Origin of the sequence: Caldisphaera lagunensis DSM 15908 (assembly GCF_000317795.1) — an archaeon.
GTDB classification, from domain to species: domain Archaea; phylum Thermoproteota; class Thermoprotei_A; order Sulfolobales; family Acidilobaceae; genus Caldisphaera; species Caldisphaera lagunensis.
The window spans coordinates 1,463,210-1,475,753 of sequence record NC_019791.1 but is presented as its reverse complement, the minus strand read 5'-3'; the positions used below and the strand labels follow the sequence as shown (position 1 = coordinate 1,475,753).

Sequence of the window (12,544 nt, the reverse complement as noted above, 5' to 3'; positions counted from 1 at the left end):
AGGATATATAAACTTTACTTTAATTTTGTTTATTTTCATTGTATAATTAATTTTCGTATAAGATATTACCAATTACTAATATAAAAATATTAAGATAATGAAAAATGAATAATTTAGAAACGTTTTCTATTTTGAGTATTTAACAAAATGATTTAACCTATATTAAGAAACATAGGTAAGGCTTTCTCTTATAAAGACTATCATGGAAATAAGTACTTATCTCAATTTTTTATAGGCTGTATAAAGTTTTTATCAATTAATAAAACATGCGCCGGGGGCGGGATTTGAACCCGCGTGTCCCTTTCGGGACAACAGGTCTCCAGCCTGTCCCCTTAGACCGCTCGGGCACCCCGGCTCAATAATTAAATTTATAGTCAAGATTTAAAAACATAATATTTTAAAATTAGCTATATAAATTTATTTTCCAGATTTTATTTCAATGTAAACATCAGGTGGTACTTGAATTCTCATTAATCTTCTTAATACTCTTTCATCTGCTTCTATATCAATTAATCTTTTATGTATTCTCATCTCCCAATGTTCCCAATGTTTGCTACCTTCTCCATGAGGCAACCTTAACAAGGGCATCTCCAACCTTTTTGTTGGTAATGGTATTGGACCTCTTACAGGTACACCTGTTTTTTGGGCTATTTCCCTTATTTGATTTACTACTGATTCTAAGCTTTTTACATTTGTGCTCCATAGCCATATCCTAACCTTAAATGCCAAATTTGCCACCGATAAATGTTTTACTTCTTAATTTCTACTTTTGCTGGCTTAATCTCTGTAACTATACCTATACCTACAGTTCTATTCATATCTCTCATTGCAAATCTTCCTAGCTGTGGGAAGTCGCTGTATTTTTCAACTACAACTGGTTTTATTGGTTTGAACCTTATCATAGCTACATCTCCAGCTTTTAAGAACTGTGGGTTCTTCTCCACTTCTTTACCAGTTCTTGGATCTAGTTTTGATATTATCTCTGTTACCTTAGCACTAACTGTTGCTGTGTGTATATGAATAACTGGTGTATAGCCAACAGCTATAGCGCTCGGATGCCATACAACGAATACTCTTGCAACAAATTCATCTGCAACAGTTGGAGGAGCATCAAATGGACCTACTACATCACCTCTCTTTATTTGGTTCTTCTCAACACCTCTTACTGAAAATCCTATGTTATCTCCAGGCTCTGCCTTTTGTAAATCTTGATAGTGCATTTGTATACTTCTGACTTCTCCCCCTACACCTGCTGGCATAAATATTACTTTGTCTCCTACCTTCATTACACCAGTTTCAACCCTTCCTACTGGGACTGTACCAGCTCCTGGTATTGTATAGACGTTTTGAACAGGTAATCTTAAGGGTTTATCTACTGGTTTTGGAGGCACTTGTAAATTATCAAAGGATTCTACTAATATTGGCCCTTTGTACCAAGGCATGTTTGGACTTCTCTCAATTATGTTGTCTCCAGTCCATGCACTTACTGGGACAAATGGTATAGAATCTATATTGTAACCTAAACCTTTCATAAACTTTCTTAGAGTATTTGCAATTTCATCATATCTCTTTTGATCATAATTAACATCTGGTGCATCCATTTTATTTATTGCAACTATCATTTGCTCAATACCTAATGTCTTTGCCAACAATAAGTGTTCTCTCGTTTGACCTTCAGGGCTCATACCTGCTTCAAATTCACCTTTTCTTGATGAAACAACTAGCATTGCAGCATCTGCTTGGCTAGCACCTGTTATCATGTTTTTGACGAAATCTCTATGACCTGGGGCATCAATAATAGTGAAAACATATTTCCTTGTCTCGAACTTCATAAATGATAAATCTATTGTTATACCTCTTTCCCTTTCTTCCTTCATTTTGTCTAATATCCATGCATACTTAAATGATTCTTTACCAGCGTTCTTTGCTTGTTCTTCTAATTCTCTCATTTTCTTTTCGTCTACAATACCTAATCTATATAACAAGTGTCCAGTTAATGTGCTCTTACCATGATCTATGTGCCCTATTACAACTAAATTTAAGTGCGGCTTCTCAGGCATGCATTTACACCTCTCTTATTTATCTTTTTCCCTCATTTTAAGCTTAAACAGGGATTTAAAAATACTATGCTTAATAAACTCATAAATTTCTAATAAAATAGAATAATACGCAAAAAACAAAAAGATTATCTCGAGCTTAGGGCTATTCTCTCTATTTCTTCTTTTTGCTTAATCGAATAGCTTTGTGGATCGTTTCTTGATGCTAACAATATTTCATCAGCTAAACACTGCTCTATTGGCTTTATGTTACCAAAAGAACACTCCCTTGCTCCTTCTGTTATAAATCTAATTGCTAAATCAACTCTACGTTGCGAAGAAACATCAACTGAAACTCTATAGACTATACCTCCATACATAATCCTTGTTGTTTCTTCTCTGGGAGCAGAATTTTCTATTGCTCTAACAAATACTTGTATTGGATTTTCTTTAGTCTCTAGATATATTATATCAAATGCATTTCTTACTATATTATATGCCATCATTTTTTTGCCTCCATTTTTTCCAGGATACATTAATCTGTTAATTAATCTCTCTACAACGTTAACCTCTGCCTTTCCAAATCTTTTATGTTCATGCCTTCCTCCACTATGAGGCAAATATGTTGGCTTAAGGCTTATGTATTTCTTTAAACTTGGATCTCTGATTTCAATTCCTTCCCATGACCATTTATCAAATAATTTTATCTCATTTAAACCGCTACCAACTTTATCTATATCTGGTAGTTGCGTTTGACTGCTCAATTCTCTCACTCCTTATAATTTATAAAAGGGTTAGTTTTTAAAAATATTGTTTCTACCATTTGTTAAACAAAAAATCTTAGACAAGCTTTAAACTTAATAATTTTGGCAGATAATATGATATAAGCGAGGGAACTAAATTTGAGCGAAAATTTACTTAGAGTTACAAACGTTCAAACATATTACAAAGTTATACAAGATATGGGTAGCGGGTTTGGTACATACATAATTGGTATGTCATTATCTTTAGAAGATGGAAGAATGTTTTCATTAGTTAACATACCAGCAGATGTTGCAGAAGCAATTAGAATATACAATGATGGAGAAGTCCCTCCAAGAAGGCAATCATTATTTTCGTTTTTAATGAATCATGAAGAATTCAAAGATATCATAGGAAAAACGTTAAAAAGAATTATAATTGATGAACTTGACCAAACAAACGGATTATATACTGCATCAGTAGAATTTGAATCTGAAGGATTGAATATCAGCATAAAAATGATACCTAGCCATGCAATTTATTTGGGCATTATTTCAGGCAAACCTATTTATGTATCGAAGAAGCTTGCTGATATGGAAGAACAAAATCAAGAACATGGAGGTAGTAATGATGATGAAGATGATGATGAAGGAGAAGAACAATAATTAAAATAATGCAAAAATTTTATCTCTTAACTTTTTGTTTCTTCCCTTTCCATAAGGCATCTAAGGAAACTCCGTTTACCATAACAACTTTATACCTTACACCAGGTATATCTCCTAATGATCCTCCTTTTGGTCCTCCTATACCTTCTATTATAACTTCATCGTGCTCATCGATATATAATACTCCCCCATCCTTTGGAACGAATGCAGTAACTACTTTTTTGTTCTTAATTAATTGACATCTAACACATTTTCTTAATGCAGAGTTTGGCTGTCTTGATTCAACTCCTACCTTTTCTAATACTATAGCCCTTGCCATAGGGGATCCTTCTAAAGGGTCATATTTTTCAGTTAATTTTAGCATTCTTCTTTTAAATTCTTTTTGAGACCATTTAAATTTCATTCTTTTCTTCCTTAATTGCCTTGCTGCAAATAGTCCATTAGGTGATTTTCCTTCACCCATTATTTGTCACCGCTCTAGCAAATGTAATGTGTATAATCCTAGAATATAAACTTTGTTTCATTTTAATCAGACCATCCTTAAATATGTTCATTTTATTACAACCTTCTCTATATTATAAAGCTTGCTCAATATTATTTTAGCTCTTTTTACGTTCTTTCCTTCTTTTCCTATAGCTTTACCTTTTTCATCATCTTTAACTTTTATATACAATGCCTTTGTATTATCTTTATCTATTAAATCAACCTTCAATATTGTTATACCAGGAAATAGATTCTTCGCCATCTGTTCTATTTTATCCGAATACTCTACAATTTCAATGTTTTTATTTAATATCTTAGACAAGGATTTTACGTTTTTTCCATCTTTTCCTATAGCTTTACCTAAATCATTCTTACTTACCAAATAAAATACTCTGTTTGATTCATTATCAGAAATACATCTATAAGCCATTGCACCAGTTAAGTCTTGAAATAAAGACAAATATCTAAGCTCTTCTAGATCTATTCTATCGCTGCTACTATTCTCCATTACTTGCACCCTAAGAAGTTCCGGCAAGATCAAGTATTCTTGATTCTCCAGTATCAATAATACTTATTGATGAAACCTTAAAAGGCTTACCTAATAATGATCCCAATTCCATTGATGTACCCTTAAAAACATATAATGGTATGTTTGATAGTTTCGCATTTTTTTCTATTTTTGACCGATAAACCAGAGGCATATTATCAGCAATTATAACCATCTTTGCCTCTCCTCTTAATATTGATTTTATTGTCTTCTTTACTCCCAAATAGTATTTACCGCTTTTAGTTAAGTTCTTTAATTCTTTATCCAGCGAGACAGACATATTTTTTCCCTCGTTCTAAACTGGTAGTTCCTACTTATTTATTTTCTGTATTGTTAATAGAGGGTTTAATAGGTGTTGCGCCCATACCTAACATAACAATTCCAGTACCTATTCTTGGTATTAAACCTGCGCTAATGCTCTCTGTAACACCGAAGAACTTCTCGTCTTCCCCTGTTATGGCTGCATTATAAATTTGATTTATAGTAACTTCGAATGCTGCTCTTGCAATAACGCTTGGTTTTTCACCTACAACTCCTAATCTACCTATTTGTCTTATCTTTCCTGTCCATGTCATCATATCAGCTACTAGCATAACATGCCTTATATCAACATCAAGTCCTGAGTTTTGCAACACATCTAATATTTCCTTAATTATAGCATTTCTACCTGCTTCTATTCCTAAAACTTGAGAAATTTCTACAATATTATTTGTTTCTATTCTCCCTGGATCTACTCCTTTGATTTTCATAATCTCTGCTAAGTTGCTTCCTTCTGTTAAAATTACATATTCCTTTTTCTTAACCCCATTTTCTTCATAACCTTTTTCCTGTATCATGGTCTTTTTAATACCTTTAACCCCTTTTAGATATGTTTTTCTTATTTTAGATATTATTTCATTAAATGCCTTTGTATCATATAATTCTTCTTCAGGCATTACATCTTCACTTAATTCAACATTTATTATATTAGGATTATTTTCATCAACGTTTGCTTCTCCTATTTTTAGCTTTCCAATAGCTTCAATTATTTCTTCAGGAGTTACTCCCTTATCTTCTAGCATGTCTTTATCTATTTCTATTTGAATCCTAGGTTCTCCTAATACATATGAAATTTCCGAAACAACATTGCTTATTATAGTATATTCTATTCTCCTCGCAATTTCTTTAGCTTTTTCTAAATCATTCCTATTTTCCTCATCTAAATAAATCCTCATTATAGGAGTTGATGGTTCATGTCTTGCATCTACAATCTCTATTAATCTAGGCAGACCTAATGTAACGTCGAATTCCATTAAGCCTGCATAATGGAATGTTCTTAATGTCATCTGTGTACCAGGTTCCCCAATGGATTGGGCAGCTACTGTACCAACAGGTTCCCCAGGTTGTATCATTGATGATATATAACGCCTAACTGTTTCCTCAACTACCTCAATTTTCTTTTTTGCATTGAGATTTGATTTATTAAGCTTTTCAATTAATTCATTATAAATTTTTTCTGGCAATATTTCTTTTGATGAATTTAACTTAACTTCTAATTCATTACTATAATCTTCAACTGTTTTTTCTGCTTTTTTCTTTCTGGGACTCATTTTACTCACCTTTAGCCTTTTGGATTATCCTATCAATATTTACTGCTTTACCATGGTAAGTTAACATTGGATCAACCCCATCTTCTCCATACTTAAATTGTACAATGTTACCAACAGAATCTCTAACAGTTCCATCATATGAAACATATAAATCTTGCAAGGCATTTATAAGTCTTCTCTGCATATAACCACTTTGTGATGTTTTTACTGCAGTATCAACTAAACCTTCTCTACCACCAGCTGCATGGAAGAATACCTCATAAGGCTTTAATCCTAGTCTAAAGTTGCTTATAATAAATCCTCTTGCCTCGGGCGATAAATCTCCTGGCTTAAATTGAGGTAACGTTCTAGTCCTAAAACCTCTTGAAATTCTTTTACCTCTTACTGTTTGCTGCCCTAACATAGCTGCCATTTGTGTAATATTAATATCACTACCTCTAGCCCCAGTTCTTGCCATAATAAATGCATTGTTAAATGGATCCATGTAGCTAATTGCTAACTTACCTGCATCATCTCTTAGCTTTTGCAATCTTTGAATTATCTTTAATTCTAAGCTTTCCTCAGCGGTTCTTCCAGGTATAACTTCCAAGTTGCCTTCCTTGTAATTATTAATAATCTCTTGAATTTCATTTTTAGCTTGTTCTACCATGATTTTAATTTTATCTTTTGCCTCTTTTGTTATTTCAACTTCTTTTAGAGATATTGAAAAGCCTTTTATTTCCAGCATTCTAATAAACATTCTAAATACATTATCTAAGAATTCCCTGGCCTTATCTGGACCATATTCTAATGTTATATAATGCAATACATTTTCTGGTTGCTCAGCTCCAATTGCGTTTTTATCGAAAACTCCCATGAGTAATCTTCCATTACTAATTATAGTATATGAATCAAAGAAGCACCTTTCATTATCACATTTTAATTCTCCTGCATTAATCTTTGCCCTTCCCTCAAAACTTAAACCTTTTGGTAGGAATAGACTTACTAACTGCTTTCCTGTCCATAAGGGTTGTGGCTTTATTATAGCAGGTTCAGGCATTTTGCCTTTATAGTTTGCTGCAGCTAACAATAATGATACTTGTTCTTTAGTTAGGAGATTTGTTTTAACTGTTAATAGATATGAACCGCTAATATAGTCTTGTCTTCCTCCAATTATAGGACCTCCATATCTAGGTGAAAGTATTTGCTTTTCAACAAGCATTAATTCCTCTGCTTCAGCCCTTGCCTCTTCAAGTCTTGGTACATGTAAGTTCATTTCGTCTCCATCAAAGTCTGCATTATAAGGTGCGCAGTCAAGCAAATTGAGCCTAAATGTACGTCCAGGCATTACTCTAACCTTGTGAGCCATTATGGACATTCTATGAAGGCTTGGTTGTCTATTAAATAATACTATATCTCCATTTAGTAAATGTCTTTCTACTATATCCCCTACTTCTAGGCTTTCTGCAAGCTGCCTATAATTGCGTTGATATCTTAGATCAATTTTCATATTTTGCCTGCTCTTATATACAAACATTGCTCCAGGCCAATTATACGGACCGTTTAAAACATATTTTCTTGCTTCTTCAATATTATAAGGAGTTACAACAATAGGCAAAGTTAATATCTTTGCTATTTCTTCAGGAACCCCTACTTCATCTATGCTTATGTATGGATCAGGAGATATAACAGTTCTTGCTGAGAAATTAACTCTTTTACCATTAAGATTACCCCTTAATCTACCTTCTTTACCTTTTAATCTTTGAGCAATTGTTTTTAGCTGTTTTCTACCCCTATGGGATAACTGATATATGTTTGGTAATTCATTATCTATGTATGCAGCAATAACGTTTTGTAATGTTTGCCATGCTTCTTCAACCATAGATTCTGGGGCATTTGATGATAAGAAATTCTTAAGCCTTTCATTCTGCCTTACAATTTCAACTAATGCATGAGTTAAATCGTCTTCTGCTCTCATACCACTTTCCATTGTTATAGAAGGTCTAACAGATAAAGGCGGAACAGGTAAAACTGTTAATACCATCCATTCAGGTCTAGCAGCCTTTGGATCAACCCCTAATACAACAATGTCCTTATCTTGAACCCTTTCCAATCTTTCTCTTATTTCACTAGGCGTTAATCTAATTTCTCCTTCAGGCCTAACTTCATAGAAAGTAAAAGGCTTAATGAACTTCAACTTATATTGTTTATAACCGCAATGAGGACATTCTGAAACTGAAGAAGTTTGTTTTGCTACCTCATCTGCAAATGTTTCTGCCAAAACTGGCCACTTTTCTTTTAGTTTTAAATAAATGTTTGTATAATATGTTATTTTTTCATCGGGTAATAGAATTCTTCCACAATTTCTACATGTAGATTGCAAAATTACATTTATCTTATCTCCTAAATGAGGTAGCAAGACCGGCCTTGCTAAATCAATTTTTCCAAAATGACCTGGACAGTCCTCTCTTGTATTTCCACATACTGGACATCTTTCACCTGGTTCTATTGCTCCGAAATGAGAATCTCTTACCCCACCTGATACAGGTGTACCATCTGCCTCATAAATTTCTGGCCTAACTACAGTTACCTTAGCCATCTTTCTTATTTCTATTGGGCTCAACAAGCTAAAGTGTATTTTATCAATAAGATATCTTTCACTTTCTTTATTACTACTCATATAGGACATTTTTAAGCACCTCCATTCTCAAAATTTTCCTTTAATTTATTATTAGAATCATCATTAGATGAATTATTACCACCTATACTAGCTTCACCAGTTAATTTCTTCATAACTCTTATTTTATCAGAAACCTTTATTTCAGGTTTTACTCCCATACTAATTATTTCCTGCAAAAATAGTTTAAATGCATATGGAACCTTTATAGGCCTTATATCACCAGAATCCCCATGGATTGGACATTCGTAAATACCTCTCTTACTGTTATACCATGCAATATGACCACATAAATTACAAACATGCATAACATATAAATCGCTATTCTCAAGCATCCTATCTCTTAGCATCATTGTTGCTCCATAACCTACTAAGCAGTCTCTTTCCATTTCTCCAAATCTTAATCCTCCTTGTCTTGCCTTACCTTCAGTTGGTTGTCTTGTTAATAATTGGACTTTACCAGTTGCCCTTGCATGCATCTTATCCGAAACCATATGGTATAATCTTTGATAAAATGCAATACCAATTGTTATAGTATTCTCAATAAGTCTGCCTGTTCTTCCATCATACATAACTTCTTTTCCATTGGGATCAAATCCTTTCTTAACCAATACCAACTGCAAGTTGTTAATATCTTCCTTATAAAATGGTGTACCATCAATATACTTACCCAATAAAGCCCCTGCCTTTGCTGTAACCAGCTCTAATAATTGTCCAACAGTCATTCTTGATGGAATACCATGTGGATTCACTATAATATCAGGAGTTATACCGTCTTCTGTATAAGGCATATCATATCTTGGGAATAGCATCCCAACAACTCCTTTTTGCCCATGCCTGCTTGCAAACTTGTCTCCAAGTTCAGGTATCCTTAAGTCTCTTACCTTAACTTTAACCAATTTATTTCTTTCAGATGTTTGAGTTATGAAAACTGTATCAACAACACCGCTCTCTCCATATCTTAACTGTACACTTGTATCTCTCTTAGATAAAACACCTGGACCAATAACTCTTTCTTCTCCAATGAATCTTGGCGGGCTTTCCCTTCCAACTAAAACATCTCCTCCAACAACTTCAGCTTCTGGTTCTACAATTCCATCAGGCCCAAGTTTTATGTAATATTGATCTCCTTTATGATCATATAATTTAGGCGATGGAACTGTTATCCTATCACTTAAACCTCCTGGATAGTCGTTCTCCGTTGAGGCATAAACTCTGAAGAAATGAGCTCTACCTAAACCCATATCTATACTTGTCTTATTAAATATTATAGCGTCTTCTATATTATATCCAGTAAATGACATAAATGCCAATATAAAGTTTTGTCCCGAAGGTCTTTGATTATAACCCATCTCCTCTAAATGCCTTGTTTGTACTATTGGTCTTTGCGGGTAATGCAATAAATAACCGTGGCTATCCACTCTTAAATTATAGTTTAAAGCATATAATCCCAATGCTTGCTTTGCCATTGCAGATTGATACGTATTTCTCGGGCTCTGGTTATGTTCTAAGAATGGTATCGTAGAGGCTGCAACTCCAAATATACCTGTTACCCACAATTCTAAATGCGTTGTATCATTATTTATATCTTCAATACGCTCAGCAACAATAGCATTTTCTTCTTCATCAGGATCTATAAATTCAATTACTCCCATCCTAACCAAATCCCAAAAGCTCAATTCCCCATTTTTTACCTTAGAAACCATTTCTTTTGTGAGCCTTGGCTTTCCTTTGTCAACTACTATTAATGGCCTCAATAACCTGCCTTCATCAGTATTTATATAAACTTCATTAGTATTACCTTCTTTTATTAATGAAATACCTACCTCAAAACTTAACTCTCCCTTCCTTCTCATATCTCTTAGCTTTCTTGCTAATTCATCACCATTTTCAACATAACCTATTGGGCTACCGTTTAGAAATACCTTTGCCCCATTGTTTACCAAATTTGTTATATCATTGTTTTCCGATGACATCTTTATTATTTCATCCATCAAAATAACTCCTTGATTTCTTAATATCCTTTCTACTTCTTTTTCATCGACTCCCACAGATATGTATGTCATTAAGGCTAGATTCTTTACCAAACCACAGTTTATACCTTCAGGCGTTTCAAATGGGCATAATCTTCCCCAATGAGTACCGTGTAAATCTCTCGCCTCAAAATGAGTTTGGCCTCTACTTAATGGCGATATAACCCTTCTTAGATGGCTTAATAAACTGATCCAATTAGTCCTATCTAAAGCCTGGCTTACTCCTGTCCTATTTTGGGTCCAATTACCTGTTGCTAAGGCTGCTCTTATCCTTTCAGTTATAATATCGGATCTTACCAAAAATCTTAATCTTAGTTTCTTACGTTGACTTATATATTCCTCTAATTGGCTTGATACTGTGTTAACAAATTGTTGAAATGCATCTCTAAATATTTCTGCTATTAAATCTCCTGCAAGCCTTAACCTTTTATTTGAATAATGATCTTTATCATCTTCTCCTCTCTTATTTAAATATAGTTGTAAAACCCTATTGGCCATCTCTCCTAAGAAATATGCCTTCTTCTTCCTATCCTCCGGCTTATTTCCCAAATGTGGGAGGAATTGATTATCTATAAAATCTTCAGCCCTTGCTATTCTTATTTCCCTAGGCTGTCCAGGAGCTAATCTATTTCCTATATATTCCAATGCATCTTCTGTTGTCTTTATTGTAAAAGCAACTTTTTCAAAGCTTGGTAAAAGCTCCCTTTGTATATCTGAATCAAAGGAGACAGATGCAGCAATTTCTGCATCTTTTTCTAAACCTAAGGCCTTCATCATTACAACAAATGGTATTCTATAGCCTAGCCTGCTCATGCTTAATTCAAGTGTTCCATCATTCATTCTATCAACTATAACTTGCCTTCTTAAACCTAATACAGTAGAAACAACCTTTGCTGTGTGTGTTATCTTTGCTGTATTTGCAGTAGAAAGACCAACAATAATTCTATTAACTGCAAGATCTTCTTGTGCAACAATAACTCTTTCACTGCCATTTATAATAAAATATCCTCCAGGATCATAAGGATCTTCTCCTTTATTAATAAGTTCATCTTCCTTATATTTAGATATTGGATCTACCACAGACTTTACCATAATTGGGAAATCAGCAATCTTTAATTCTTCTCTTTCTATTTCATTTCCATTTTCAATAAGGGCCATTTCTAAATATAATGGCCCAGAATACGTTAAGTTTCTTATCCTTGCTTCTGCTGGAGTTATTAAACGTGTGTTTCCGTCAGCTTCCTTTATTTGAGGATCTAAAATCTTTATTCTACCCAATACAACCCTTATATCAGGTCCCTCTTCACTTATTTCATTTTTCTTAACCTGTTTAAAAGCAGGCCTTATTTCACCATATGAATCTATAATTTTTTGTAATCTTTCTTTAACAAACGAATTAAATGAATCTAAATGTTGCCTAGATAAACCATTTTCGTGAATATATTGCCTGAATAAAGACCATAAATCATCCGTATCTAACTTAGATGCATCAATAGACAAAACTTGCACCTCTTTAATAAGAAACAACAACTCTATATGCCTTATATTTACCTGCCGTTGGCGAATCTCTTTCTATTTCAATAATATCTCCAGGTTTTCCTCCCAAAATCTTAACTACAGGGTCATTAATGCTAATACGCGGCAATTGCCACGGCTTAATCCCTAATGACTTCAAAACTTCTACAGATTCTTCTAATGGTAATATTCTATGTTTTGGAACCAAGTAATGCCCTAATATTTTATCTTCTTCTCTTAATTTTGAAGGCAAATTCCTATGCCACCTCTCCACTGCAA

11 protein-coding genes and 1 tRNA gene are annotated in these 12,544 nt (G+C 33.7%); 1 reads left to right on the top strand and 11 read right to left on the bottom strand.

What is annotated here, in order from left to right:
* Nucleotides 1-269: 269 nt before the first annotated feature.
* From CALAG_RS07385 to CALAG_RS07370, 4 genes are all read right to left on the bottom strand, one after another.
* Nucleotides 270-355 (bottom strand) — tRNA-Ser (locus CALAG_RS07385).
* Nucleotides 356-417: 62 nt separating this feature from the next.
* On the bottom strand, nt 418-729 hold the full coding sequence (gene rpsJ, locus CALAG_RS07380; RefSeq protein ID WP_015233107.1) for a 30S ribosomal protein S10: 312 nt from the start codon (nt 727-729) through the stop codon (nt 418-420).
* A gap of 20 nt (nt 730-749) precedes the next feature.
* The gene (gene tuf / locus CALAG_RS07375; RefSeq protein ID WP_015233106.1) at nt 750-2,060 is read right to left on the bottom strand and encodes a translation elongation factor EF-1 subunit alpha; all 1,311 of its coding nucleotides are present in this window, start codon (nt 2,058-2,060) and stop codon (nt 750-752) included.
* A 125-nt stretch (nt 2,061-2,185) separates the two neighbouring features.
* Nucleotides 2,186-2,800 carry a 30S ribosomal protein S7 gene (locus CALAG_RS07370; RefSeq protein ID WP_015233105.1) on the bottom strand — a complete coding sequence of 205 codons (615 nt, stop codon included), beginning with the start codon at nt 2,798-2,800 and terminating at the stop codon, nt 2,186-2,188.
* A 138-nt stretch (nt 2,801-2,938) separates the two neighbouring features.
* On the opposite strand from CALAG_RS07370, the gene CALAG_RS07365 reads away from it, so the two are divergent.
* Complete coding sequence (locus CALAG_RS07365; RefSeq protein ID WP_015233104.1) at nt 2,939-3,442, top strand: bifunctional nuclease family protein; 504 nt, start codon at nt 2,939-2,941, stop codon at nt 3,440-3,442.
* A 19-nt stretch (nt 3,443-3,461) separates the two neighbouring features.
* Here CALAG_RS07365 and CALAG_RS07360 read toward each other — a convergent pair whose 3' ends face one another.
* The 7 genes from CALAG_RS07360 to CALAG_RS07330 form a co-directional block, all read right to left on the bottom strand.
* Entirely contained in the window at nt 3,462-3,905 is a 444-nt protein-coding gene (locus tag CALAG_RS07360) for a 30S ribosomal protein S12 (RefSeq protein ID WP_015233103.1), read from the bottom strand.
* 87 nt (nt 3,906-3,992) lie between these two features.
* Nucleotides 3,993-4,433 (bottom strand): NusA-like transcription termination signal-binding factor, encoded by a 441-nt coding sequence (locus CALAG_RS07355; RefSeq protein WP_048816838.1) that lies wholly within the window; start codon nt 4,431-4,433, stop codon nt 3,993-3,995.
* Nucleotides 4,434-4,443: 10 nt separating this feature from the next.
* Nucleotides 4,444-4,752 (bottom strand): 50S ribosomal protein L30e, encoded by a 309-nt coding sequence (locus CALAG_RS07350; RefSeq protein ID WP_015233100.1) that lies wholly within the window; start codon nt 4,750-4,752, stop codon nt 4,444-4,446.
* A gap of 34 nt (nt 4,753-4,786) precedes the next feature.
* On the bottom strand, nt 4,787-6,061 hold the full coding sequence (gene rpoA2, locus CALAG_RS07345) for a DNA-directed RNA polymerase subunit A'' (RefSeq protein WP_048816837.1): 1,275 nt from the start codon (nt 6,059-6,061) through the stop codon (nt 4,787-4,789).
* 1 nt (nt 6,062) lies between these two features.
* Complete coding sequence (gene rpoA1 / locus CALAG_RS07340) at nt 6,063-8,729, bottom strand: DNA-directed RNA polymerase subunit A' (protein ID WP_015233098.1); 2,667 nt, start codon at nt 8,727-8,729, stop codon at nt 6,063-6,065.
* 2 nt (nt 8,730-8,731) lie between these two features.
* Nucleotides 8,732-12,250 carry a DNA-directed RNA polymerase subunit B gene (locus tag CALAG_RS07335; protein WP_015233097.1) on the bottom strand — a complete coding sequence of 1,173 codons (3,519 nt, stop codon included), beginning with the start codon at nt 12,248-12,250 and terminating at the stop codon, nt 8,732-8,734.
* Between the two features lie 13 nt (nt 12,251-12,263).
* Entirely contained in the window at nt 12,264-12,518 is a 255-nt protein-coding gene (locus tag CALAG_RS07330; protein WP_015233096.1) for a DNA-directed RNA polymerase subunit H, read from the bottom strand.
* Nucleotides 12,519-12,544 lie beyond the last annotated feature (26 nt).